This is a genomic window from Aminobacter sp. MET-1 (genome assembly GCF_026521175.1).
In the GTDB taxonomy this organism is placed as follows: domain Bacteria; phylum Pseudomonadota; class Alphaproteobacteria; order Rhizobiales; family Rhizobiaceae; genus Aminobacter.
Window position 1 is genome coordinate 1 of record NZ_JAMSHL010000008.1, and the last position, 25504, is coordinate 25504.

At 63.2% G+C, this 25504-nt stretch carries 26 protein-coding genes; 21 read left to right on the forward strand and 5 right to left on the reverse strand.

The window, feature by feature from the left end:
• Positions 1-211: 211 nt before the first annotated feature.
• From NDO48_RS13155 to NDO48_RS13165, 3 genes are read left to right on the forward strand one after another with little or no spacing between them, the layout of a single operon-like run.
• Complete coding sequence (locus NDO48_RS13155; RefSeq protein WP_018428068.1) at positions 212-496, forward strand: GlsB/YeaQ/YmgE family stress response membrane protein; 285 nt, start codon at positions 212-214, stop codon at positions 494-496.
• Positions 497-505: 9 nt separating this feature from the next.
• Complete coding sequence (lipA, locus tag NDO48_RS13160) at positions 506-1468, forward strand: lipoyl synthase (RefSeq protein ID WP_018428067.1); 963 nt, start codon at positions 506-508, stop codon at positions 1466-1468.
• Positions 1469-1480: 12 nt separating this feature from the next.
• On the forward strand, positions 1481-1942 hold the full coding sequence (locus NDO48_RS13165; RefSeq protein WP_018428066.1) for a type II toxin-antitoxin system RatA family toxin: 462 nt from the start codon (positions 1481-1483) through the stop codon (positions 1940-1942).
• Between the two features lie 24 nt (positions 1943-1966).
• On the opposite strand, the gene NDO48_RS13170 is transcribed toward NDO48_RS13165, so the two are convergent.
• Genes NDO48_RS13170 through NDO48_RS13180 form a run of 3 tightly spaced genes read right to left on the reverse strand, consistent with a single transcriptional unit; the run spans position 1967 to position 4213 of the window.
• Entirely contained in the window at positions 1967-2494 is a 528-nt protein-coding gene (locus NDO48_RS13170; protein ID WP_267321611.1) for a hypothetical protein, read from the reverse strand.
• 16 nt (positions 2495-2510) lie between these two features.
• Entirely contained in the window at positions 2511-2993 is a 483-nt protein-coding gene (locus NDO48_RS13175) for a CinA family protein (RefSeq protein WP_267321612.1), read from the reverse strand.
• Positions 2990-4213: a bifunctional 2-C-methyl-D-erythritol 4-phosphate cytidylyltransferase/2-C-methyl-D-erythritol 2,4-cyclodiphosphate synthase gene (locus NDO48_RS13180; RefSeq protein ID WP_018428063.1), complete on the reverse strand. Its 1224-nt coding sequence runs from the start codon at positions 4211-4213 to the stop codon at positions 2990-2992. Before NDO48_RS13180 ends, NDO48_RS13175 begins: the two co-directional genes overlap by 4 nt.
• Positions 4214-4353: 140 nt before the next feature.
• Between NDO48_RS13180 and dusB the strand changes: the two genes are divergently transcribed.
• From dusB to hflX, 9 genes are all read left to right on the forward strand, one after another.
• On the forward strand, positions 4354-5382 hold the full coding sequence (gene dusB, locus NDO48_RS13185; RefSeq protein WP_267321613.1) for a tRNA dihydrouridine synthase DusB: 1029 nt from the start codon (positions 4354-4356) through the stop codon (positions 5380-5382).
• Positions 5379-6524: a two-component system sensor histidine kinase NtrB gene (locus NDO48_RS13190; RefSeq protein ID WP_018428061.1), complete on the forward strand. Its 1146-nt coding sequence runs from the start codon at positions 5379-5381 to the stop codon at positions 6522-6524. The genes dusB and NDO48_RS13190 overlap by 4 nt, the downstream gene beginning before the upstream one ends.
• On the forward strand, positions 6521-7978 hold the full coding sequence (gene ntrC / locus NDO48_RS13195) for a nitrogen regulation protein NR(I) (RefSeq protein WP_267321614.1): 1458 nt from the start codon (positions 6521-6523) through the stop codon (positions 7976-7978). Before NDO48_RS13190 ends, ntrC begins: the two co-directional genes overlap by 4 nt.
• Positions 7979-8106: 128 nt before the next feature.
• Positions 8107-10398: a sensor histidine kinase NtrY-like gene (locus NDO48_RS13200; protein ID WP_267321615.1), complete on the forward strand. Its 2292-nt coding sequence runs from the start codon at positions 8107-8109 to the stop codon at positions 10396-10398.
• Positions 10388-11749, forward strand: coding sequence for a sigma-54-dependent transcriptional regulator (locus NDO48_RS13205; protein ID WP_018428058.1), 1362 nt, complete (start codon positions 10388-10390; stop codon positions 11747-11749). Before NDO48_RS13200 ends, NDO48_RS13205 begins: the two co-directional genes overlap by 11 nt.
• Positions 11750-11784: 35 nt before the next feature.
• A complete protein-coding gene (gene trkA / locus NDO48_RS13210; protein ID WP_018428057.1) occupies positions 11785-13161 on the forward strand; it encodes a Trk system potassium transporter TrkA in 1377 nt (458 codons plus the stop codon).
• 91 nt (positions 13162-13252) lie between these two features.
• A complete protein-coding gene (locus NDO48_RS13215) occupies positions 13253-14116 on the forward strand; it encodes a D-amino-acid transaminase (protein WP_018428056.1) in 864 nt (287 codons plus the stop codon).
• Positions 14117-14254: 138 nt separating this feature from the next.
• A complete protein-coding gene (gene hfq, locus NDO48_RS13220) occupies positions 14255-14500 on the forward strand; it encodes an RNA chaperone Hfq (protein WP_018428055.1) in 246 nt (81 codons plus the stop codon).
• 57 nt (positions 14501-14557) lie between these two features.
• Positions 14558-15892 carry a GTPase HflX gene (gene hflX / locus NDO48_RS13225; protein WP_267321671.1) on the forward strand — a complete coding sequence of 445 codons (1335 nt, stop codon included), beginning with the start codon at positions 14558-14560 and terminating at the stop codon, positions 15890-15892.
• A 207-nt stretch (positions 15893-16099) separates the two neighbouring features.
• Here hflX and mazG read toward each other — a convergent pair whose 3' ends face one another.
• Positions 16100-16924: a nucleoside triphosphate pyrophosphohydrolase gene (gene mazG, locus NDO48_RS13230; protein ID WP_267321616.1), complete on the reverse strand. Its 825-nt coding sequence runs from the start codon at positions 16922-16924 to the stop codon at positions 16100-16102.
• A 157-nt stretch (positions 16925-17081) separates the two neighbouring features.
• Between mazG and crcB the strand changes: the two genes are divergently transcribed.
• From crcB to NDO48_RS13260, 6 genes are all read left to right on the forward strand, one after another.
• Positions 17082-17459, forward strand: a complete 378-nt coding sequence (gene crcB, locus NDO48_RS13235; RefSeq protein WP_026227212.1) for a fluoride efflux transporter CrcB — start codon at positions 17082-17084, stop codon at positions 17457-17459.
• A 36-nt stretch (positions 17460-17495) separates the two neighbouring features.
• Complete coding sequence (locus NDO48_RS13240) at positions 17496-18482, forward strand: RluA family pseudouridine synthase (protein WP_018428051.1); 987 nt, start codon at positions 17496-17498, stop codon at positions 18480-18482.
• Positions 18483-18511: 29 nt separating this feature from the next.
• Positions 18512-19162 (forward strand): HAD family hydrolase, encoded by a 651-nt coding sequence (locus NDO48_RS13245; RefSeq protein WP_267321617.1) that lies wholly within the window; start codon positions 18512-18514, stop codon positions 19160-19162.
• Between the two features lie 142 nt (positions 19163-19304).
• Positions 19305-20231, forward strand: coding sequence for a DMT family transporter (locus tag NDO48_RS13250; RefSeq protein ID WP_267321618.1), 927 nt, complete (start codon positions 19305-19307; stop codon positions 20229-20231).
• A 2-nt stretch (positions 20232-20233) separates the two neighbouring features.
• Positions 20234-21028, forward strand: a complete 795-nt coding sequence (locus NDO48_RS13255; protein ID WP_267321619.1) for an ATP12 family chaperone protein — start codon at positions 20234-20236, stop codon at positions 21026-21028.
• Positions 21029-21228: 200 nt separating this feature from the next.
• On the forward strand, positions 21229-22269 hold the full coding sequence (locus NDO48_RS13260; protein WP_026227211.1) for a glutamine synthetase beta-grasp domain-containing protein: 1041 nt from the start codon (positions 21229-21231) through the stop codon (positions 22267-22269).
• Between the two features lie 77 nt (positions 22270-22346).
• Here the strand turns inward: NDO48_RS13260 and NDO48_RS13265 are convergent, their stop codons facing one another.
• Positions 22347-22652, reverse strand: a complete 306-nt coding sequence (locus tag NDO48_RS13265) for a ribbon-helix-helix domain-containing protein (protein WP_267321620.1) — start codon at positions 22650-22652, stop codon at positions 22347-22349.
• Positions 22653-22853: 201 nt separating this feature from the next.
• Here NDO48_RS13265 and NDO48_RS13270 point away from each other — a divergent pair, with 201 nt between their 5' ends.
• The 3 genes from NDO48_RS13270 to NDO48_RS13280 all read left to right on the forward strand — a co-directional run bounded on the left by NDO48_RS13270 (position 22854) and on the right by NDO48_RS13280 (position 25470).
• Positions 22854-23249: a VOC family protein gene (locus NDO48_RS13270; protein WP_267321621.1), complete on the forward strand. Its 396-nt coding sequence runs from the start codon at positions 22854-22856 to the stop codon at positions 23247-23249.
• Between the two features lie 68 nt (positions 23250-23317).
• Complete coding sequence (locus NDO48_RS13275) at positions 23318-23851, forward strand: twin-arginine translocation signal domain-containing protein (protein WP_267321622.1); 534 nt, start codon at positions 23318-23320, stop codon at positions 23849-23851.
• A 47-nt stretch (positions 23852-23898) separates the two neighbouring features.
• Positions 23899-25470, forward strand: coding sequence for a GMC family oxidoreductase (locus NDO48_RS13280; protein ID WP_018428043.1), 1572 nt, complete (start codon positions 23899-23901; stop codon positions 25468-25470).
• Positions 25471-25504 lie beyond the last annotated feature (34 nt).

Here is a 25504-nt window from a genome sequence, read left to right on the forward strand (position 1 = left end):
GCGATGAACCTGGAGACGACCGAAGAAGAGCTGATGCACACCATCTTCCCGCATCCGACGATCTCGGAAACGATGAAAGAAAGCGTGCTCGACGCCTATGGGCGTGCGCTGAATGCATAAGTGCCGCGCGCGGGCTCGTCTTTCGCGACGCGCCCGTTGCCACTATATGCCCTGAACCAAGTGGAATGGCCGGCGACGCCGGAGTGGAGCGATGGAAGAGAGCAGCGGAATTCTCGGCATGCCGGGTGTCGGTTTCTTCGGCATGCTGCTCGTCGGTTTCCTTGCCGGCTACATCGCCGAACGCACGATGAACCGCGATCATGGCTTCCTGACCAACATTCTCGTCGGGATTGCCGGATCCTTCGTCGGCGGCACTCTGGCGGGTCTGCTCGGCATCCATTATTACGGGTTTGCAGGCAATCTGCTGGTCGCCGTCGGTGGCGCAGTGATCCTGCTCTGGATTTTCGGCCGCTCGCAACCGGCGCGGCCACGATAGGAAGAACCGATGGTCACCGTGCTTGATCTCAAAGACCGTCCGCGCACGCGGCACCCGGAAAAGGCCCACCGGCCCGACCAGGAGGTCCTGCGCAAGCCCGACTGGATCCGCGTCAAGGCGCCGGTGTCGCGCGGCTACCAGGAAACGCGCGAAATCGTGAAGTCGCACAAGCTGGTCACCGTCTGCGAAGAGGCCGGCTGCCCCAACATCGGCGAGTGCTGGGAAAAGAAGCACGCCACCTTCATGATCATGGGCGAGATCTGCACCCGCGCCTGCGCGTTCTGCAATGTCGCCACTGGCATCCCGACGCCGCTCGACCCGAATGAGCCGGAGAGCGTGGCAAAGGCCGTCGCCCAGATGGGCCTGACTCACGTCGTCATCACTTCGGTCGACCGCGACGACCTGGCCGACGGCGGTGCCCAGCATTTCGCCGACGTGATCCATGCCATCCGCCGGCTGACGCCGACCACCACCATCGAAATCCTGACGCCGGACTTCCTGCGTAAGGAAGGCGCGCTCGAGATCGTCGTTGCCGCTCGTCCCGACGTCTTCAACCACAATCTTGAGACCGTGCCGTCGAACTATCTGACCGTTCGTCCTGGCGCGCGCTATTTCCACTCGATCCGCCTGCTGCAGCGGGTCAAGGAGCTTGATCCCTCGATCTTCACCAAGTCCGGCATCATGGTCGGCCTCGGCGAGGAACGGAACGAAATCCTCCAGCTGATGGACGACCTGCGCACGGCCAATGTCGACTTCATGACCATCGGCCAGTATCTGCAGCCGTCGAAGAAGCACCATCCGGTCAAGAAGTTCGTGACGCCTGAGGAGTTCGCCTCCTACGCCACCGTTGGCAAGACCAAGGGCTTCCTGCTCGTCGCGTCCAGCCCGCTGACGCGCTCGTCGCACCATGCCGGCGACGATTTCGCCAAGTTGCGCGCCGCGCGCGAGGCCATGCTGGCCAGGAAGGCCTGACGTTCGCTTCCGATGCCGAAGTTCGAGACCACGCGGCACGTCAGCCACTCGCCGGAAGAGATGTTCGCGCTGGTTGCCGACGTCGAGAAGTATCCGGAGTTCTTGCCGCTGTGCGAGGGGCTCAACGTGCGCTCGCGGCGCGAGCGCGACGGCCGCGAGATTCTCGTCGCCGACATGACCGTCGGCTACAAGGCGATCCGGGAGACGTTCACCACGCAGGTGCTGCTCACGCCTGCCGAACACACCATCGACGTCAAATATCTCGACGGCCCGTTTCGCTACCTGACCAATGAATGGAAGTTTCTGGCTTCGCCCGATGGGGGGGCAAAGGTAGAATTCTTCATCGACTACGAATTCAAGAGCCGCATCCTCGGCGCTCTGATGGGCACGATGTTCGACCGCGCCTTCCGCATGTTCGCCGAAGCCTTCGAAAAGCGCGCCGACGCGATTTACGGGCCGGTGAAGTCGGCCTGATGGTCGCTCATTGATCGGGATCGGCTAGTTGGGTGCGGACCGCGAGGCGTCGGAAGGATCATCCGGGCTCTGGCCGGAAAGGTTGAGCGTGTATCCCCTGAACGGCTCCCTGAAGTAGGCAATTCCTGCGTCGTCCACCGTTCCTCGAAGGACGATTTCCTTGAGGCCGTCCACGATCTCCTGGCCATCGTCGGCCCGAATTTTCGCCTCGACGCAGTCGCCCTGCGCATAGCCCGACGTTTCGATGACCAGGTTCAGGTCGACGTAGTGGTCGACTTCGCTCACGACCACACGTTTGTTCTCGGGGCCTTGGGTCCAGTATATGTCGACTACCGTTCCTTTTGGCGGACGTGTTGGCAGGTCGCACGTGGCCTGAATCGGTGCGTCGATGTGGCCTTGTTTGCCCTGCGTAGTTTCCAGCTCGTCCTGGTCGCTTTTGTCGATGGCGGGCGACTCTGCAAGCGTGGGATTAAGCTGAGCTAGAAGACTGCCAAGAAGCAGCGCCAACCACCAACGAGTACCGCGAGCCAATGGACCGTCGGCAACAGCCAATCGTGGCCTCCCGATCTTAGATCGCCCGCAGCCCGAGCCCCAGGGCCGTTCTGACCGTCTCGTGGCGGATGAAATCGCGGCCCTTGTTCTCGAACAGGCGAAATTCGGCTTCGGCAGGAACTCCGTTCCGCGCCACGCCGAACCAGACGAGCCCGACGGGCTTTTCCGGCGATCCGCCTCCCGGCCCGGCAACGCCGGTCACGGCGAGCGCCAGGCTGGCGCGCGAATGGGCGAGGGCACCGGCTGCCATTTCAAGCGCCGTTTCGCGGGATACCGCGCCATGCGCCTTCAGCGTCTCCTGGGAAACCCCGAGCATGTCCATTTTGGCTTCGTTGGAATAGGTGATGAAGCCGCGGTCGACGACGGCAGATGAGCCGGCGATATCGGTCAGGGCCGCGATGATCATGCCACCGGTACAGCTTTCGGCCGTCGCGATCATCATGCCCTCGGCGAGGCAGGCGTCGAGCAGGGCCGAGGCGAGGGCGGACGTGTCGCTCATTCCGGCAATTCGCCCGGATAGACCACGCTGGCCGTAGCGATCGCCGCGATGCCTTCCTCGCGCCCCACGAAACCCAGCTTTTCGTTGGTCGTAGCCTTGATCGAGATGCGCTCAGGCGCGATGCGCAGCATGTCGGCGAGCTCGGCTGTCATGGCGGCGCGATGCGGTCCGACGCGTGGTGCCTCGCAGATCAGCGTGATGTCGGCATTGGCGATGCGGCCACCGCGCGAGCGCACGATTGCGGCCGCATGCTCGACGAAGATGCGCGATGCGGCACCTTTCCACTGTGGGTCCGAAGGCGGGAAATGCGTGCCGATGTCGCCGGCGCCGCAGGTGGCCAGAAGCGCATCGGTCAGTGCATGCAGGCAGACGTCGGCATCCGAATGGCCGTTCAGCTTTTTCGTATGCGGGATGTTCACGCCGCACAGCGTGACGTGGTCGCCGGCCTCGAAGGAATGCACGTCGTAGCCGTTGCCGGTGCGGACGTCGGGGAAATGCGGCATCTGGCCGGAAAGGCGCTGGTCGGCCATGGTGATGTCTCGTGCCCAGGTAAGTTTGACGTTGTCAGGCGAGCCGAGCACCAGCCGGACGGGAATACCGGCCCATTCGGCAATAGCCGAGTCGTCGGTGAAATCGGTGCGGCCCGCGTCAAAGGCGCGCTGATGCGCGGAAAAGATCTGCTCGAAGGGAAAGCCCTGTGGGGTCTGCGCCGAATGCAGGCCACCGCGCGGCACGGTTTCCGCCACCGTCCGGTCGAAGGCCTCTTTCTTCAGCGTATCGGAGACGGGTAGGGACGGCAGCGAGCCGTGCTTTTCGTCGATGCCCGATATGGTCCGGTCGATGACCTCTGGGCCAATGAATGGCCGCACGCCGTCATGGATGAGCACGGCCGCCGGCTTGGCCTCCTGCAAGGCAAGCAGCGCAAAACGCGTCGAGTCCTGCCGTGTCGCGCCGCCGACGACAGTGGTGACGCGCGAGGCGAATTCGCCGGCCGCGGCCGTGAACAGATCGCCATCATCGGCATGGATGGCGACCGCCACCGGGCCAACGCGGGGATGTTCGAGGAACGCCTTCAGCGTGTGCCAGATCACGGCCTTGCCGCCGATCTTGCGATATTGCTTTGGCCCGTCCGCCTGACCAGCACGTTCGCCCCGTCCTGCCGCGACGATCACGGCGGCGACGGTTGAATCAATACGGGTCGGCAAAGGCTTCGAATTCATCCGGAGAGGCTTAGTCGCGCGCATCGGAGAAGGCCAGAGAAATCCCGAAAGGGCCTCATTCACCTGTCATTTCGCAGTTGCACAATGGCCTGAACCTGTCTACTCATTGTGCAGAGACGGATGGTGCTTTGTTTTTGTGCATGAATGATCTTGCGAAACTCGGGGAACCGCTGGCAATCGGCGGCGTGACGATCCGCAATCGTGTCTTCCTCGCGCCGATGTCGGGGGTGACCGACGAGGCGTTCCGCACGCGCGCCTATGCGCATGGTGCAGGCCTGGTCGTGTCGGAGATGGTCGCCAGCGGCGAACTCGCCAAGGGCCGGGGCTCGAGCGGCTTCCGCATCCGCCATTCCGGCCTGCCTGTTCATATGGTCCAGCTTGCCGGTCGCGAGGCTGCCCACATGGCCGAAGCCGCCCGCATCGCCGTCGGCGAAGGTGCCGATGTAATCGATATCAACATGGGTTGCCCGGCCAAGAAGGTCACCGGCGGTTATGCCGGCTCGGCTCTGATGCGCGATCTCGACTTTGCACTGACGTTGATCGACGCGGTGGTCGAGGCTGTCGAGGTGCCGGTAACGGTCAAGATGCGGCTCGGTTGGGACGACGACGTGCTCAACGCGCCCGAATTGGCCCGCCGCGCAGAGCAGGCCGGCGTGCGCATGGTCACTGTCCATGGTCGCACCCGCTGCCAATTCTACCAGGGCAAGGCCGACTGGCGGGCGATCGCCCGTGTCAAGCAGGCGGTTGGCATCCCCGTGGTTGCCAATGGCGACGTGGCGACGCCCGAAGATGCCGCCGAAATTCTTGCACAATCGGGTGCCGATGCCGTCATGGCCGGCCGCTCGCATTACGGCGCTCCGTGGACCGCCGGCGCAATCGCCGCTGCCGCTCAAGGGGCCGAGACTGCCGGCGTGCCAACATCTGTTGCAGATATGGCCGACTATGCCGTGGCCCACTATGAAGACATGCTGGCGCTCTATGGCACCGAAAGCGGCCTGCGCCAGGCACGCAAGCATCTCGGCTGGTATCTCGACCGCCACACCAGCGGTGTCTCCGATGACCTGCGCCGCGGCGTGCTCACCTCCTTCGAGCCCGCGCAAGTGATTTCGTCGCTGCGTAAGGCACTTACATCATTTGGCGAAAGTCTCCGCGAAAGGAATGCGGCATGAGCTCCAGCTTTGTGCCGGCTTCCGTGAAGGGCGACGATGCCGCCCAGATCGTACTCAACACGATCCGCCGCCCGGTCATCATGATCGGACCCGGCAACTTCATCACCTTCGCCAATGCCGAGGCCGAGGACTTCTTCCGCTCAAGCGCCACGGTGCTTGCACGCAGCGAGCTGTCCAAGCTGTTGCCGTTCGGCAGCCCGATCCTGACCCTGGTCGAGCAGGTGCGCGAGCGCGACACGCAGGTCAACGAATACCGCGTCGACGTCTCGTCGCCGCGGCTCGGCATCGAGAAGATGGTCGACATCTATGTCTCGCCGGTGCCGGAGTTGCCCGGTTCTGTCGTGCTGATGTTCCAGGAGCGCTCGGTGGCCGACAAGATCGACCGCCAGATGACCCACAGGGGGGCTGCGCGCTCCGTCACCGGCCTTGCCGCCATGCTCGCCCACGAAATCAAGAACCCACTCTCAGGCATTCGTGGCGCCGCACAGCTGCTCGAACTCTCGGCATCCGACGAAGACCGCGCGCTGACGCGGCTGATCACCGACGAAACCGACCGTATCGTCTCGCTTGTCGACCGCATGGAGGTGTTCTCCGACGAGCGGCCGATCGACCGCTATCCGGTCAATATCCATGTCGTCCTCGACCATGTGAAGGCGATCGCCAGAAATGGCTTTGCAAACGGAATCAAGATTTTGGAGGACTATGATCCTTCATTGCCTCCAGTGTACGCCAATCGCGACCAGCTGATCCAGGTGTTCCTCAACCTGGTCAAGAACGCAGCCGAGGCGATCGGCCACGTTCCCGGCGGCGAGATCACGCTGTCGACAGCTTTCCGCCCGGGCATCCGCATGTCGATTCCCGGCACGCAGGACCGCGTATCGCTGCCACTCGAATTCTGTGTTCACGACAACGGCCCCGGCGTGTCCGAAGACATCCTGCCGATCCTGTTCGACCCGTTCATCACCACCAAGCCGAACGGCTCGGGCCTGGGCCTGGCGCTCGTCGCCAAGATCGTCGGAGACCATGGCGGGATGATCGAATGCGACTCGTCTCCGCGCGGCACCACCTTTCGCGTGCTGATGCCTGCCTGGAAGGAACTGCCCGTGCACCAGCAGGGCGAACGCGAAGGAGACCACCGATGAGCGTGCGCGGACATATCCTCGTCGCCGACGACGACGCCGCCATCCGCACGGTGCTCAACCAGGCATTGTCGCGCATGGGGCACGATGTCCGCGTCACCTCCAACGCGGCGACCCTGTGGCGCTGGGTGGCGGCCGGCGAGGGCGATCTCGTCATCACCGACGTGGTCATGCCCGACGAGAACGCCTTCGATATGCTGCCGCGTATCAAGAAGGCCCGGCCGGAACTGCCGGTCATCGTCATGAGCGCCCAGAACACCTTCATGACGGCGATCCGGGCATCCGAGACCGGCGCCTACGAATACCTGCCCAAGCCGTTTGATCTCACCGAATTGCTCTCGATCGTCAACCGGGCCCTGGCCGAGCCGCGCCGGCCCAAGATCGACGCGCGCCATGAGGAGCAGCCCGACGCCATGCCGCTGGTCGGCCGTTCTGCGGCGATGCAGGACATCTACCGCATGCTGGCGCGCATGATGCAGACCGACCTTACGGTCATGATCTCGGGCGAATCGGGTACCGGCAAGGAACTGGTGGCGCGCGCGCTCCACGAATATGGCCGCCGCCGCAACGGGCCGTTCGTGGCGATCAACATGGCCGCCATCCCGCGCGACCTGATCGAATCCGAACTCTTCGGCCACGAAAAGGGCGCCTTCACCGGGGCGCAGAACCGTTCAACCGGCCGCTTCGAGCAGGCCGAGGGCGGTACGCTGTTCCTCGACGAGATCGGCGACATGCCGATGGAAGCTCAGACCCGGTTGCTGCGCGTTCTCCAGCAGGGCGAATACACCACGGTCGGCGGTCGCACCCCGATCAAGACCGATGTGCGCATAGTCGCCGCCACCAACAAGGATCTCAGGGCGCTGATCAACCAGGGCCTGTTCCGCGAAGATCTGTTCTACCGTCTCAACGTCGTGCCGCTGCGCCTGCCGGCGTTGCGCGAACGATCCGAGGATATTCCCGATCTTGTCCGGCATTTCTTCAAGCAGGGCGTGAGCGAAGGCTTGCAGGCCAAGCGCATCTCGTCGGGCGGTGTCGAGCTGATGAAGCGCTATCCCTGGCCGGGCAATGTGCGTGAACTCGAAAACCTGGTGCGGCGGCTTGCGGCGCTCTACCCGCAGGATGAGATTTCGGCCGAAATCATCGAGCAGGAACTCAAGACCGGTGAGCAGCCGGTGGTGCCCGGCGGCAATCTGATCCCCGACGACCTGTCGGTCGGCCAGGCGGTCGAGCATTTCCTCCAGCGCTACTTCGCCATGTTCGCTGGGGACCTGCCACCGCCTGGGCTTTACCAACGTATCCTTGCCGAGGTCGAATATCCGTTGGTGCTCGCTTCGATGACCGCCACGCGCGGCAACCAGATCAAGGCGGCGGAGCTGCTCGGCCTCAACCGCAACACGCTGCGCAAGAAGATCCGCGAGCTCGGCGTCAACGTTTACAAGGGCGCCCGGCCGGCCTGAAACCCTCACGCTGAAACGCTTACCTGTCGAAAGTCTGACGAAACATTTTCGCTGGGAGCGGAAATGTTGCATAATCGCCACAATGCGTTGCATACATCCGACGCAATTGATGTCTCAACACGGCAGGAATGGCTATTCAGGCACAACCTCTGAACGAACCGCTTTTCCCCAACAAGGGGCGGCAGGACGGCCGGCGCATATTGGCGCTACCGGGCGTGGTGGCAATTGTCGCCGCGCTGGTCACGGCTGCCGTGTCCTTCGCCATCCTTGTCGGCGTCACGCCGATCATCCCTGATTCGACCACGACGCTGGTCCTGATCGGCATCAATGCCGCCTTCATCTTCCTTCTGGTCGGCCTGATCGGCTTCGAGATCAGCCGCATCGTCAACGCGCGCCGACATGGCAAGGCGGCTTCTCGGCTTCACGTTCGCATCGTCACGATGTTTGCACTGGTGGCTGCCATTCCGGCATTGCTGGTCGCCATCGTTGCGTCGATCACCCTCGACATCGGCCTCGACCGCTGGTTCGAAATCCGCACCAAGACGATTGTCAGCCAATCGCTGTCGATTGCCGAAGCCTATGTGCAGGAGAACGCCCGCAACCTGCAGGGCACGACGCTGTCGATGGCCAACGATCTCGACAACGCCCGCCAGCTCTATGGCCTGGACCGCAGCGGCTTCCTCGACTTCATGAGCAGGCAGGCGGGCTTCCGCGCACTCACGCATGCGGCGCTGATCCGCGCCGACGGCTCCTTCGTCATGAGCGCCAAGACCGGCGCCGACTTTGCCATGCCCGAGCCGCCGCCGGTTGCGGTCGAAACTGCAGCCGACGGCAAGCCGGTGCTGATCGAGCCGAGGACGCGCAACATCGTCGGCGCCATCGTCAAGCTGCGCGAGATCGAAGGGCTCTATCTCTATACGATCCGCCTGGTTGATCCCGAGGTCATCAGGGCGCGCCAGATCGTCACCGCCAATGCCGACGAGTACCGCGATCTCGGCGCCAATCGGCGCGTGACGCAGATTGCGTTCGGGCTGCTTTATCTCGGCCTGACGCTGATCGTGGTCCTGTCCGCCATCTGGACGGGTATCGCCGTTGCCGACAGGCTTGTGCGCCCTATCCGCCAGCTCATCGGCGCTGCCGACGAGGTGGCGACCGGCAATCTCGATGTTTCGGTGCCGGTGCGTCTGTCGGACGGCGACGTTGGCGCCCTCAGCGACACGTTCAACAACATGCTGCAGGAGCTCAAGTCCCAGCGTAACGAGATCCTCGCCACCAAGGACGTCATCGACGAGAGGCGCCGTTTCTCCGAGGCGGTGCTTTCTGGCGTCACCGCCGGTGTCATCGGCGTCGATCCCTTTGGCAGCATCACCATCGTCAACCGCTCGGCCGAAACCATGCTCGGGCTTTCGGCAGCGGAATCGCTCGGCCAGAACCTGTCGATCCTGTTGCCGCATGTCGGGCGCGTGTTCGAGATCGGCCGCCGTTCGGGCAAGCCCGTCTATCGCGAGCAGGTGACCTTCTATCGCGCCGGCGCGGAACGCACCTTCAACGTTCAGGTGACGGTCGAAGAAAGCGGCAGCGACGATGGCGACAAGTCCTATGTCGTGACGGTCGACGACATCACCGACCTCGTATCGGCCCAGCGCACCTCGGCTTGGGCGGACGTGGCGCGACGTATCGCCCACGAGATCAAGAACCCGCTGACGCCGATCCAGCTGTCGGCCGAGCGCATCCGTCGCCGTTATGGCAAGGTCATCACCGAAGACCGTGAGGTCTTCGACCAGTGTACCGAAACCATCATCCGCCAGGTTGGCGACATCGGCCGCATGGTCGACGAGTTTTCGGCCTTCGCCCGCATGCCGAAGCCGGAGATGAGGGTCATCGACATTCGCGAGCCGTTGCGCGAGGCTTCGTTCCTTGTCGAGGTCAGCCGCTCCGACATCGCCTTCGAGCGCGATATCACGGCGGGTCCGCTCAAGGGAACTTTCGACAGCCGCCTGATGGCCCAGGCCTTCGGCAACGTCATCAAGAATGCCGCCGAGGCCATCGAGGCGGCGGAACGCCAGACCGGCGAGCCGGGTGTGATCCGCATCCAGGCGAAGCGGGACGGAAATTCGATCCGCGTCGACGTGGTCGACAATGGCAAGGGCCTGCCGCGCGAAAACCGGCAACGCCTGCTCGAGCCTTACATGACGACACGCGAGAAAGGCACCGGCCTCGGCCTCGCTATCGTCAAGAAGATCATCGAGGACCACGGCGGACGATTGGAACTGCACGACGCACCTGCCGAATTCCACGGCGGGCGTGGCGCAATGATCAGCATGATCCTGCCTGCGGTGGCCGAAGAGGCCGCGGCGCCCAAGGGTGCCGGCGACGCAGCGCAGGAAAAGGAAACAGAAAAGGTCGGAAATGGCGTCTGATATCCTTATCGTCGACGACGAAGAAGACATCCGCGAACTGGTTGCTGGCATTCTCAGCGACGAGGGCCACGAAACCCGCACCGCATTCGACGCGGACAGCGCACTAGCCGCGATCGCCGATCGCGCGCCGCGCCTTGTCTTCCTCGACATCTGGCTCCAGGGGTCACGCCTTGACGGGCTGGCGCTGCTTGACGAGATCAAGACGCTGCATCCCAGCCTGCCTGTGGTGATGATCTCTGGTCACGGCAATATCGAGACGGCGGTCTCCGCCATTCGTCGCGGCGCCTACGACTTCATCGAAAAGCCGTTCAAGGCCGACCGGCTGATCCTGATCGCCGAGCGCGCGCTCGAAACCTCCAAGCTCAAGCGCGAGGTGTCCGAACTCAAGATGCGCAGCGGCGAGACGCATGACCTGATCGGCATGTCGTCGGCGATGAGCCAGCTGCGCCAGACCATCGATCGCGTTGCCCCTACCAACAGCCGCATCATGATCATCGGTCCCTCCGGTTCGGGCAAGGAACTGGTGGCCCGCTCGATCCATTCGCATTCGAGCCGCAAGGCAGGCCCGTTCGTCACGCTGAACGCAGCGACGATCACGCCTGAGCGCATGGAGATCGAGCTGTTCGGCACCGAATCCAACGGCGGCGAGCGCAAGGTCGGTGCGCTCGAGGAAGCCCATCAGGGTATTCTCTATCTCGATGAGATCGCCGACATGCCGCGCGAGACGCAGAACAAGATTCTGCGTGTTCTGGTCGACCAGCAGTTCGAGCGTGTCGGCGGCACCAAGCGGGTCAAGGTCGATGTCCGTATCATCTCGTCGACGGCGCAGAACCTTGAAGGGATGATCGCCGAGGGGCGTTTCCGCGAGGATCTATACCATCGCCTGGCGGTCGTCCCCGTCATGGTTCCGGGGCTTGCCGAACGCCGCGAAGACATTCCCTATCTCGTCGACAATTTCATGAAGCAGATGGCCAAGCAGGCCGGCATCAAGCCGCGTCGCATCGGCGACGATGCGCTTGCCGTCCTGCAGGCGCACAACTGGCCGGGCAACGTCCGCCAGTTGCGCAACAATGTCGAGCGCCTGCTGATCCTTGCCCGTGGCGACAATCCCGAAGCGCCGATCACTGCCGACCTGCTGCCATCCGAGATCGGCGACGTGATGCCGCGCGCGCCGAACCAGTCGGACCAGCACATCATGGCGCTGCCGCTGCGCGAGGCCCGGGAGATGTTCGAGAAGGAATATCTCATCGCGCAGATCAACCGTTTCGGCGGCAACATCTCCAAGACCGCCGAGTTCATCGGCATGGAGCGCTCGGCGCTGCACCGCAAGCTCAAGTCGCTGGGCGTATAGGGGCTGGTCGGCTGCCGACGGGGTAGGGGTTCCATATGCGCGTGATCATCTGCGGCGCCGGCCAGGTCGGCTACGGTATTGCCGAGCGCCTCGCGGCTGAAAAAAACGATGTCTCGATCATTGACACGGCTCCCGAGCTGATCCAGTCGGTGCGGGATTCGCTCGATGTGCGCGGTTTTGTCGGCCACGGCTCGCATCCCGAGGTGCTGGAAGCGGCCGGCGCCCAGAACGCCGACATGATCATCGCCGTGACCCTGTTCGACGAGGTCAACATCGTCGCCTGCGAGGTCGCGCACGCACTCTTCAACGTGCCGATGAAGATCGCCCGCATCCGCGCCCAGTCCTATCTGCAGCCACACTATCAGGACCTGTTCTCGCGCGAGCACCTGCCGATCGATGTCATCATCTCCCCCGAACTCGAAGTCGGCGAAATGGTGCTCCGGCGCATCACGCTGCCGGGCGCGACCGATGTTGTTCGCTTCGGCGAAAACCGCATCATCATGGTGGCGATCGAGTGTCTCGAGGATTGCCCCGTCATCAACACGCCGCTGGCGCAACTCACCGAGCTGTTCCCGGACCTGCCGTCGACGGTGGTCGGCGTCAGCCGCAACGGGCGGCTGTTCATCCCGCATTCCGGCGACCAGCTTGTGGCCGGCGATCTCGCTTATGTAGTAACCACCAAGGACCAGGTGCGCCGCACGCTCGGCCTGTTCGGCCATGACGAGCAGGAGGCGACGCGCATCGTCGTCGCTGGCGGCGGCAATATTGGCCTGTTCGTCGCCCGCACGCTCGAACAGCGCCAGAGCCGCACCAAGATCAAGATTATCGAGTCGAGCAAGGAGAGGGCGGTCAAGGCCGCCGACCAGTTGCGCCGCACTGTCGTGCTCAATGGTAGCGCGCTCGACCAGAAGCTCCTGATGGAGGCGGACATCCAGGACGCCGACTTGATGGTGGCGCTGACCAACAACGACCAGGTCAACATCCTGTCGTCGGTCATGGCCAAGCGGCTTGGGTGCAAGGCCAATCTGGCGCTGATCAACAGCCCGACCTATCACGACCTGACCAAGCCGCTGGGCATCGACGCCCACGTCAATCCGAGTGCCGTGACCATTTCGCGCGTGCTTCAGCACGTCCGGCGCGGCCGCATCCGTCAGGTCCATTCGCTCCAGCGGGGGGCTGCCGAGATCATCGAGGCCGAGGCGCTGGAGACGTCGCCGCTGGTCGGTGCGCATCTGCGCGATCTCGAACTGCCCGACGGTATGCGCATCGGCGCGATCTACCGCGACGGCCAGGTGATCAAGCCGGGCGGTAACGTGAAGATCAAGCCTAAGGATAGGGTGGTCATCTTCGCGCTCGCCCATGCGGTCAAGCAGGTGGAGCAGATGTTCCGCGTCAGCCTCGAATTCTTCTGACGCTGCATTCTTCTGAGTTGGACCATCCGATCTTGCGTTGCCGGGCTATGCAAATCGGGTAGAACGACAAATTTCGAGGGATCAAACAGCCATGCCGCGCATTGCCTATGTCAACGGACGCTATCTCCCGCATTCCCACGCCGGCGTGCATATCGAGGACCGCGGCTACCAGTTTGCCGACGGCGTCTACGAGGTCTGCGAGGTGGCGCGTGGCTTCATCGTCGACAGCGTCGGCCATCTCAACCGCCTCGACCGTTCGCTGTCGGAACTCAGGATCGGCTGGCCGGTGAACCGCGCCGTGCTGGTGCACATCATGCGCGAGGTCATCCGCCGCAACCGCGTCGTCAACGGCCTTGTCTATCTGCAGGTGACGCGCGGCGTCGCCCCCCGCGACCATTTCTTCCCGGCCGAAGGTACGCCTTCGGCCCTGGTCGTGACGGCCAAGCGCACCGACCCGGTTGCGTCCGCCAAAAAGGCGGCTGCCGGCCTCAAGGTCATTACCGTGCCGGAGAATCGCTGGGATCGCGTCGACATCAAGTCGGTCGGCCTGCTGCCCAATGTGCTGGCGCGCCAGCAGGCCAAGGAGGCAGGTGCACAGGAGGCGTGGTTCGTCGATCCTGACGGCACCGTCAAGGAAGGGGCCGCCACCAACGCCTGGATCGTCACCAAGGACGGCGTGCTGGTCACGCGTCCGGCCGACCATGGCATCCTCCGCGGCATCACCCGCACCACGCTGATGGATGTGGCCAGGAAACTCGGCCTGAAGGTCGAGGAGCGTGGCTTCACCGTCGAGGAAGCCAAGGGCGCGCGTGAGGCTTTCATCACCGCAGCCACCACCGTGATCATGCCGATCGTCGCGATTGACGACCAGCCCGTCGCAAACGGTCATCCGGGCTCGGTGGCACTTTCACTGCGCGAGGCATTTTTTGACGTTGCGGAAAAAATCCAAGCCTGATAACCGCTTGGGCGTAAATGGTTAAATTCATCTCGTTCAGCTTGCCGCGCGTTGTGGCAAGGGGTGTCTGCTCGCTTGACATGAGCCCGGGAATTTGGCGCATTGGCAGCAGACAGGGATCGGCGAAAGAAAAGAACAATGGCGGAACGATCGCAGAATCTTCAGGACCTGTTCCTGAATTCAGTTCGTAAGAGCAAAAATCCACTCACCATTTTCCTCATTAACGGCGTGAAATTGACCGGGGTAGTAACTTCCTTCGACAATTTCTGTGTTTTGTTGCGCCGTGACGGGCACTCTCAGCTCGTCTACAAGCATGCCATCTCCACGATCATGCCGAGCCAGCCGGTTCAGATGTTCGATGGCGAGGAAAGCCAGGGCGGCTGATTGGCGCGCGACAGGAACGCCGGCGACAAGGCCGGTGCCAGCAACGGACCCGAATCGATAGGGGGCGACAAGGCCCCCACGCGTGCTGTCGTCATTGTGCCGGTGCTTACGCGCCAGCCCAGGAATGACGACGACAGCGCACGTCCGCGCCTGGCGCGGTCATCAGAAGCCCGCCACGATGAAGCGGTCGGGCTGGCGCGTGCCATCGATCTCGAACCCGTGCATACGGCAGTCGTCACGATCAACGACCCGCGACCTTCGACGCTGCTCGGCAGCGGCAAGGTCGAGGAATTCGCCGAGATCGTGAAGGAGCGCAAGGCGGAGCTGGTCATCGTCGACCATCCGCTGACGCCGGTCCAACAGCGCAATCTTGAAAAAGAGCTGAATGCCAAGGTGCTCGACCGCACCGGCCTGATCCTCGAGATCTTCGGCCGGCGCGCGCGCACCAAGGAGGGCACGCTGCAGGTCGAGCTTGCTCATCTGAATTACCAGAAGGGCCGGCTGGTTCGCAGCTGGACCCACCTGGAGCGTCAGCGCGGCGGCGCCGGCTTCCTTGGCGGCCCCGGCGAAACCCAGATCGAGGCCGACCGGCGCGCGCTCCAGGAAAAGATTCTCAAGCTCAAGCGCGAGCTCGAGACGGTGCGCCGCACCCGCGACCTGCATCGCGCCAAGCGCCGCAAGGTGCCGTTCCCGGTGGTCGCCATCGTCGGTTACACCAATGCGGGCAAATCGACGCTGTTCAACCGCCTGACTGGCGCCGGCGTTCTCGCCGAGGACATGTTGTTTGCCACGCTCGACCCGACGCTCAGGCGCGTGCGGCTGCCGCATGGCACGCCGATCATCCTGTCCGACACGGTGGGCTTCATCTCCGACCTGCCGACACATCTGATCGCAGCCTTCCGCGCCACGCTTGAAGAGGTGGTCGAAGCCGATCTCGTCATCCATTTGCGCGACATCTCCGACCCCGATACGGCGGCGCAGGCCGACGATGTCGAACGCATCCTTGCCGATCTCGGCGTCGATGCTGCCGACACCGACCGTGTCATCGAGGTGTGGAACAAGATCGACCAGCTCGACGAGGGCAACCGCGAGCGGCTGCTGTCCGACAGTGCCGATGGCCGCAAGGCCCCGCCGATTGCCATCTCGGCGATTACGGGCGAGGGGATTGCCGTTCTCACCGGGCTCATTGAGCAGCGCGTTTCCGGCGAGCTGGAGACCATCGACGTCACGCTGGCGCCAAGCCAGCTCGGCCAGATCGACTGGCTCTACCGCAATGGCGACGTGGTCAAGCGCACTGACAATGACGACGGCAGCGTGTCGATGACGCTTCAGGCGACAGCCTCCGCCCGCGACGAGATCGCGGCGCGCATCCTGAGGCACGGCAAGCACTGAGCACTGAGCTCAAGCGGGCAGGTCGGCTCGCCCTCATCTGGCCCTTCGGGCCACCCTTCTCCCCGGTGGGGGGAAGACGTTTTGCGTCGATGGCCCATCTCGATCGTCCACATGCCGCGATGGGGCAGGTGATGGTGATGGGGCAGGCGGCGGCGATCGGCGTTTCCTCTCCCCCACGTGGAGAGGTGGTTCGCGAAGGCGAATTACCTACTTCGCCGTCTTGGCCTGCTGCCAGAGTGTTTCCATCTCGTCGAGCGTTGCCGCTTCAAGGCTGCTGCCTGCCTCGTCGAGCGACTTCTCGACATAATGGAAGCGCTTGCGGAACTTGTCGTTTGTCCCGCCGAGCGCCGCCTCCGAATCCAGCTGGAGGTGGCGGCCGAGATTGACCAGCGCAAACAGCATGTCGCCGAACTCGTCCTTGACCGCCGCCTGGTCGCCCTTGGCCATGGCCTCGCGCAATTCGCCGATTTCTTCCTCGATCTTGTCGAGTATGGGTGCGGCTTCGCTCCAGTCGAAGCCGACGCGGGCTGCTTTTTCCTGCAGCTTCAGCGCGCGCGTCAGCGCCGGCAAGGCGACGGGTACGGAGTCCAAAAAGCCGTTGCCGTGATCTTCGGGGTCTAACCCGCGGGCGAGGCGGGCCGCGCGCTTCTCAGCCTTCTCCTCCGCCTTGATCTTTTCCCACATGCCCTTGGCGGAACGGGCCTCGCGCGCCTCGGCGTCGCCAAAGACATGGGGGTGGCGGCGGATCATCTTGGTGGTGATAGCCTGCACAACGTCGCCGAAAGCGAATTCGCCGACCTCCTCCGCCATCTGGGCGTGGTAGACGACCTGAAGAAGCAGGTCGCCAAGTTCTTCCTTCAGGTGGTCGATGTCGTTGCGCGAAATCGCGTCGGCGACCTCATAGGCCTCTTCGATCGTGTAGGGCGCGATCGTTTGGAAGTTTTGCTCGATATCCCAGGGGCAGCCGGTTTTCGGCTCGCGCAGGGCAGCCATGATCTCGATCAGGCGGGCGATGTCTTTGGAAGGTTGCATGGGGCAGATTCTATAGCCCGGTGTGCGGCATCCCAACAATGGCCTGCCGCACACCGCCCTTGTCCACAGCCAATTGGTGGCCGCGGCTTGCGGTTGCGCCCGATGCCGGCGGCTTCGTGCTATTGACCGGATGGTCACGCGCAGGCAGGAAATGCCCATGCTTCATCTATCGCTCGTTGCATTCGGCGGTGCCATCGGCGCGTCGCTGCGCCATCTCGTCAATCTGGTCTCGCTGCGCCTGTTCGGTCCCAATTTCCCATGGGGCACGATGCTGATCAACATTGTCGGCTCTTTCGCAATGGGTCTGTTCGTCGGCTGGCTTGCCCGACGAGCCGGTACGTCGAACGAGCTTCGGCTGTTCGTCGCCACCGGGATATTCGGCGGCTTCACGACCTTTTCGGCATTCTCGCTGGATTTTGTCACCCTCTGGGAGCGGGGAGCGACGATTTCGGCCTTCGGCTATGCGTTTGCCAGCGTCATATCAGCCATTCTGGCCCTGTTCCTGGGATTGTGGCTCGCAAGAAGCATCGGCTGATGCTATTGGGCCGCTTCGAAAAGGACGATTTGAAAAATGGCTGGCGTTGAACAGATCACGGTGGAAGCCGGCGAAACGGGCATGAGGCTCGATCGCTGGTTCAAGTCCCATTATCCGGGGCTCGGCTTCGGCCATCTGCAGAAGCTGTTGCGGTCCGGGCAGATCCGCGTCAATGGCGGCCGCGCCAAGGCCGATACGCGCGTCGAGCCGGGGCATGTGATCCGCATTCCGCCGCTCGAAGTCGACAAGAAGAACGACGGCCCGCTGACGGCGCGCACCATGCGCGACCAGGACGATGGCGATGTCCTGGCCAAGATGCTGATCTATGAAGATTCCAAGGTCTTCGTCTTCAACAAGCCGGCCGGCCTTGCCGTGCAGGGCGGTTCGGGCGTCGTGCGCCACCTCGACGACATGCTGGAAGCCTGGCGCAACAAGAAGGGCGAGAAGCCGCGCCTGGTGCACCGGCTCGACCGCGACACCTCTGGCGTGCTGGTCGTGGCACGCACGCGTCTTGCGGCGATGAAGCTTTCCGAGGCGTTCCGCGCCCGCGAAACCAAGAAGACCTATTGGGCCCTGGTCAAGGGCGTGCCGCCCAAGCGCGAAGACAAGATCTCGACGTGGCTGATCAAGGAGCAGACGCCCGATGGCGACCGCATGCGCGTTGCCAAGCATGGCGAAAAGGGCGCCGATCACGCCGTTTCCTACTACCGCATCCTCGAGCAGGCTGCGCAGGCGCTGACCTGGCTGGAGATGGAGCCCTATACGGGTCGTACGCACCAGTTGCGTGTCCATGCCGCCTATATCGGCTGCCCGATCATCGGCGATCCGAAATATTTTGAGCACGATACCAACTGGGAATTCCCCGGCGGTTTGCAGAACAAGCTGCATCTGCATGCGCGCCGCATCGTCATTCCGCATCCCGATCATGGCGTTATCGACGTCACCGCGCCGATGCCGCCGCATATGCGCCAGAGCTGGAACCTGATCGGTTTCGACGATGAGAGCGGTGAGCCGGACGCTTGAGCGTCACGGCGACCAAGGGCTGAAGCGGGATGAAACTGGTTCTGTTCGATTGCGACGGCACGCTCGTCGATAGCGTGGGCGTCATCCACGCCTCGATGGTGACGACGTTCCGCGAGGCCGGTTTGCCGGAGCCCGACATGGCGGCCACCAAAAGCATCATTGGCCTCACGCTTGATATCGCCATTGCGACCTTGCTCAATCGCGCCCCCGATGCCGAAAGCACAAGGCTCGCAGGACGTTACAAGGAACACTTCATCGCCTCGCGGCAACTGCCGAACTTCGAGGAGCCGCTCTATGACGGCATTGCTGAACTGATCGGGACGCTTGCTCGGCGCGACGACGTGCTCATCGGCATGGTCACCGGCAAGTCGCGCCGCGGTGTCGATCGGGTGATGGAAACACACGGCTTCGGCCGTCATTTCCTGACCATCCGCACTGCCGACGACTGTCCGTCCAAGCCGCACCCGGCCATGGTGCTGGAATGCTGTGCGGAAATGGGCATCGATCCGGCCGTGACCTTCGTCGTCGGCGACGCCATCTACGACATGCAGATGGCACGGAACGCAGGCGCTCGCGCCATCGGCGTCGCATGGGGCTATCATCCCCGCGAGGGCCTGATTGCGTCGGGCGCGCACCAGGTGCTCGCTGCGCCGGCCGAACTGCTCACCCTTATCGACTAGCTGGCCCAACGGGCCGGCGGCGACGTGGGATATGTTCCCCGCTGCGCGCCCTTGGCCTGTACGTGCATGCAACCGGCGGACAAGAAGAGTCGTGTTATCGGTATTCGACACGCAGATCGCGCGTCGGGCGCGGGGGACATTCATGACAGCAGCAGCCCAGCCTCTTGATCGCCGCGACAGCATCGACTCTGCTGCGGTCGCCTTCATGCTTCTGCTCACCTTCTCCTGGGGCATGAACGGTGTTGCCGCCAAGCTCGCCACCCTCGGGTTCAACCCGATCTTCCTTAATGTCGCCCGCTCGGGCATCGCGGCGGCGGTAGTGTTCCTGTGGTGCTTCTGGCGCGGTGTTCCGCTGTTCAACAAGGACGGCACGCTGTGGAGCGGCATCCTCGCCGGGCTGCTCTTCGGCGGCGAGTTCATCCTTGTGTTCATGGCGCTCGAATTCACCACGGTCGGCCGCAGCTCGCTGCTGATCAACACGATGCCGTTCTGGGTGCTTGTCGGTGCACATTTCTGGCTCGGCGAGCGCATGACGATGCTGAAGTTCAGCGGCCTTGTGCTGGCCTTCTGCGGCGTGGCGGTGGTCTTTTCCGACAGGCTTGGCGGCGAGGGCGCTTCGACCCTGTTCGGTGACATGCTCGGCCTGACCGCCGGCTTCCTCTGGGCGGTAACCACCTTGGTGGTGAAGGGATCTCGACTGTCGGCTGCGGGAGCGGAGAAGGTCCTGCTCTATCAGCTGGTCGTCTCGTCGCTGATGGCGATACCGCTGGTGCCGCTTTCTGGCCCAGCAATCCGTGATGTGACACCGGTGGCCGTTGGCGCGTTGCTGTTCCAGGCTGTTTATGTCGTTGCCTTCACCTATATTCTGTGGTTCTGGCTGATGCGGCGATATCCGGCGGCGGGCCTGTCGAGCTTTGCCTTCCTGTCGCCGGCATTCAGCGTCATTTGCGGCTGGCTGGTGCTTGACGAGCCCCTGACCTGGAAGATTTTTCTGGCGCTCGGCCTGATTGGCGCCGGGCTGAGCCTGGTGAACCGGCCGCAGCGAAAACGCGCTGACGTAACGGAGTAGAGATGCGAGACATACTGAGCGACCTCGAAGCCGGGGACATGCTGTCGGATCCGAACCCGATGCGCCGGGCGCAGATTCAGATGCGGACGCCGCTGCCCAAGCGCTTCTACAAGGAAGTGTCGGTCGCGCCGGTCGAGGGCGGCCACGCCGTCCAACTCGATGGCAAGCCGGTACGCACGCCTGGCAAGGCACTGCTGGCCTTGCCGACGGCAGCTGCCGCACAGCTCGTCGCCGACGAGTTCGCGGCCCAGGTCGAGAGTATCGATCCTTTCACCATGCCGGTACTGCGCTTGGCCAACACGGCAATCGACGGTGTCGCCACCGACCCGCAGGCCGTGCTTGAGGATATCCTGCGCTTCTCTTCGTCGGACCTGCTCTGCTACCGCGCAGACGGCCCCGAAAAGCTGGTCGAGCGCCAGTCGGAAGCCTGGGATCCGGTACTTGACTGGGCACATGCCTCGCTCGGTGCGCGCTTCGTGCTCGCCGAAGGCATCGTGCATGTCGAGCAGCCGCGCGAGGCGATCGCCGCACTTGGCGTGCATCTGTCCCAGCGCAAGGAGCCTATGCGCCTTGCAGCACTGCATCTGATGACGACACTGACGGGCTCGGCGCTGCTGGCGCTCGCGGTGGATATGGGCGAACTCAGTGCCGAAGAAGCCTGGTCGGCCGCCCATGTCGACGAAGACTGGCAGATCGAGCACTGGGGCCAGGATTCCGAGGCCATCGCCCGCCGCTCCAACCGCAAGCGTGACATGCTGGCATCGGTGGCGCTGCTCGAAGCGTTGCGCGGCAGCTGACGCGTGCCTGTCGGAAGCCCAGCCCGATGGTTGGGCAGTTTTGCGCCGGATAACAATCTTGGTGCCTAATATTTGTGCAGGAGCGTTTTTGCTGCCTGCCGCCAACCGCGCAAATGCGCCGGAATCCAAACTGGCACAGGGCTTGCTTCGCATATGTCGACAAGGCCGCGGATGGCCTGCGCGACTATGAGAGGTTTAGCATGACGAAGTACAAGCTCGAGTACATTTGGCTGGACGGATACAAGCCGACCCCGAACCTTCGCGGCAAGACGCAGGTCAAGGAGTTCGCTGAATTCCCGAAGCTCGAGCAACTCCCTTACTGGGGCTTCGACGGCAGCTCGACCATGCAGGCCGAAGGCAAAAGCTCGGATTGTGTCCTGAAGCCCGTCGCCGTCTATCCCGATCCCGCACGCAAGAACGGCGTGCTCGTCATGTGCGAAGTGATGATGCCCGATGGTGTCACCCCGCACGCCTCGAACACCCGCGCTACCGTGCTTGAGGACGACGGCGCCTGGTTCGGCTTTGAACAGGAATACTTCTTCTACAAGGACGGCCGTCCGCTCGGGTTCCCCGAGAGCGGTTTCCCGGCTCCGCAGGGCGAATACTACACCGGCGTCGGCTACAAGAATGTCGGCAGCATCGCCCGCCAGATCGTCGAGGAGCATCTCGACCTGTGCCTCGAGGCCGGCATCAACCACGAAGGTATCAATGCCGAGGTGGCCAAGGGCCAGTGGGAGTTCCAGATTTTCGGCAAGGGTTCGAAGAAGGCGGCCGACGAGATCTGGCTGGCCCGCTATCTGCTTCAGCGCCTGACCGAGAAGTACGAGATCGACATCGAGTACCACTGCAAGCCGCTCGGAGACACCGACTGGAACGGTTCGGGCATGCACGCCAACTTCTCGACCGCCTATATGCGCGAGACTGGTGGCAAGGCCTATTTCGAAGCGCTCATGGCAGCCTTCGGCGAGGCTCGCGCCGATCACATTGCCGTCTACGGCCCTGACAATCACCTGCGCCTGACCGGCAAGCACGAGACGGCCTCGATCAACGTCTTCACCTGGGGCGTGGCCGACCGCGGCGCCTCGGTCCGCGTGCCGCACAGTTTCGTGCGCGACGACTACCGCGGTTATCTCGAGGATCGCCGCCCGAACTCGCAGGGCGACCCTTACCAGATCGCCTCGCAAATCCTGAAGACGATCTCCACGGTTCCGACCGACGTCGAGACCCGGGCTGCTGCCTAACAATCGAGCAGGTCGCCACAAAAAAAGCCCCGGGATTCCCGGGGCTTTTTTTGTTTCCGGCCTGCCAGGATGCGGCGCTAGGCTGCCTGGCGCTTCAAGGCATCGATCTCGTCGGTGCCCGGCTTGTGGCCGCGTAGATAGAGCGCACAGGTGGTGCGCAGCATCGAAGCGAAATTGGGGATCTCGCCGTTGATCTCGATCGCCTCGTCATAGAGCTTCGAGATGAATTTCGGCGTCGTCAGCCCCTGCGAGGATGCGATCTCGTCGAGCAGGTCCCAGAACGTCGCCTCCAGCTGGATACTGGTCGAATGTCCGGCGATCCGGATCGACCGGTTGATCTGGCGATAGCCCTTCGGATCCTGTCCGGCAAACACCTTGCACATATCAATCCTCCCGATGGCTTGCTCCGGCTGATTGTGCCGGTGCTGGCTCTTGAATGCCATCATCGACCCAACGGCATGCCATCGCAACCATGCATTCGTTCCTGGGTAGCAAACTATGCTCCGGCAAGCGTGGTAACGGGCTGCCACCACTTGGCTTTGCACGGATTCATAATCGTCCTGTTCCAACTGCCAGGAGGGCGAATGGCCAAGGCAATCCATTCCATGGTGCGTGTGCTCGATGAAGCGCGCTCGCTGTCATTCTATCGCGCGGCTTTCGGCCTCGAAATCGCCGACAGGCTGGACTTCGAGACCTTCACGCTGGTCTATCTCAGCAATCTCGAGACCGAGTTCGAAGTCGAACTGACGGTCAACAAGGGCAGGGCCGAGCCCTATGCCCTCGGCGACGGCTACGGCCATCTCGCCGTGTCGGTGGCCGATCTTGACGCCGAGCGCGCCCGCATGGTTGCCGCCGGGCTCAGCCCCAAGGACATCGTCGACTTCGCGCCGGGCGGTACGCCATTGGCCCGCTTCTTCTTCATTGAAGATCCTGACGGCTACAAGATCGAGGTTTTGCAGAGGAGCGGCCGCTTCAAGTGACATGCCGCGGCGGAGGAGCGCCGCGCCAGCCAAGCGCCCAGCGCGCATAGCAAGCAAGGGAGGAAATCATGGTGACGATCTATCAAGGCAGGCCTGGCCTGTCGCGGCGTGAGCTGCTCAAGCGGGGCACGGCCGCTGGCGCGCTGCTCATCATCAGTGGCTCTGCCGTACTCAGCGCCAGCGAGGCCTGGGGGCTCGAAAGCACTGCGCTCAAACCCGAAACCGTGGCGACGCTGATCCAGATGGCGCGCGATGTCTATCCGCACGACCAGGTGCCGGACAAGTTCTACGCCATCGCGATCAAGAGCCATGACGAGCTCGCCGGTAAGGACCCGGCCCACAAGGAGCTGATCGAGAAAGGCATCGCCGATCTCGATCAGAAGGCCGGCGCCGGCGGGTACACGGGCCTTGGCTGGGAAGACCAGCGCGTCGCCGTCCTCCGGCAGATCGAAAGCACCCCGTTCTTCCAGGCTGTCAGGGGCGGGCTCGTCGTCGGGCTCTACAATCAGAAGGAGCTGTGGCCGATCTTTGGCTACGAAGGCGAGTCCTACTCCAAGGGCGGATACATCGCGCGCGGCTTCGACGACATCGAGTGGCTCTGACCGGCCCGGTCGCGAACCCAGCTTTTCAGCATTCCCGGGAGGAAATCATGCCTGCACCTTATGGTCTCAACGACGATAGCGTCGTCGTCATCATCGGCTCCGGAGCCGGCGGCGGCACGCTTGGCAACGAACTCGCCCAAAAGGGCATCGACGTCGTCATTCTCGAAGCCGGCCCGCGCATCGAATATGAGGACTTCGTCAACGACGAATGGGACTCCTTCGCCCAACTCGCCTGGCTCGACAATCGAACCACAGGCGGCGGCTGGCGCGTGCACAAGGACTTTCCCAATCTGCCAGCCTGGATCGTCAAGGCGGTCGGCGGCACGACCACACATTGGGCGGGCGCGTCGCTGCGCTTCCAGGAGCATGAGTTCAAGGCACTGACAAACTACGGCAAGGTAGAGGGCGCCAATCTTCTCGACTGGCCGATCACGCTCGCCGACCTCGAGCCCTACTACGCCAAGGCCGAGGACAAGATGGGCGTGACCCGCACCAACGGCATCGAAGGCCTGCCCGGCAACAACAATTTCAAGGTGTTCAAGGCCGGAGCCGACAAGCTCGGCTACAAGGAGTGCCACACTGGTCGCATGGCTATCAACTCGGCCGAACGCGACGGTCGCATGGGCTGCCAACAGACGGGGTTCTGCTTCCAGGGCTGCAAATGGGGCGCCAAGTGGTCGACGCTCTACACCGAAATTCCCAAGGGTGAGGCGACGGGCAAGCTGGAGGTCAGGCCCAACAGCCATGTGCTCAAGATTGAGCATGACGACAGCGGCAAGGTGACGTCAGTCGTTTATGCCGACAAGGAAGGCAAGACGCAGAGCCAGAAAGCGCGCATCGTCTGCGTCGCCGGCAACTCGATCGAAAGCCCGCGCATCCTGCTCAACTCGGCGTCGTCGAAGTATCCCGACGGGCTTGCCAATTCGTCGGGGCAGGTGGGCAAGAACTACATGCGCCACACCACGGGCTCGGTCTACGCCGTATTCGAGAAGCCGGTGCATTTCTGGCGCGGCACGATCATGGCGGGCATCGTCCGGGACGAGGCGAGGCACGATCCGTCGCGCGGTTTCGTCGGCGGTTACGAACTCGAGACGCTGTCGCTCGGACTGCCGTTCATGGCGGCGTTCCTCGACCCCGGCGGCTGGGGCCGGTCTTTCACTTCGGCGCTCGATCACTACGACCGCATGGCCGGCATGTGGATCGTCGGCGAGGACATGCCGCAGGAGCAGAATGCGGTGAAGCTGCATGGCGAGCTGAAGGACAAATATGGCATGCCGATCCCCGACGTGTGGTTCACCGACCATCCCAATGACGTCGCCATGCGCAACCACGCCTACAAGCAGGGCATGGCGATGTATGACGCGGTCGGCGCCACCAGGACGTTCCCGACGCCGCCATACCCCTCGACCCACAATCTCGGCACCAACCGCATGAGCGAGAAGGCGTCCGACGGCGTGGTCAACAAATGGGGCCAGACGCATGATATCAAGAACCTGTTTGTCTCCGACGGCAGCCAGTTCACCACCGGAGCTGCCGAGAACCCGACGCTGACGATCGTTACCCTGGCCATCCGCCAGGCCGACTACATCGCCGAGCAGATGGGCGCGAAGAGCATCTGACGCATCGTTTGGCAGCGCATCCTCCACGGCGTCG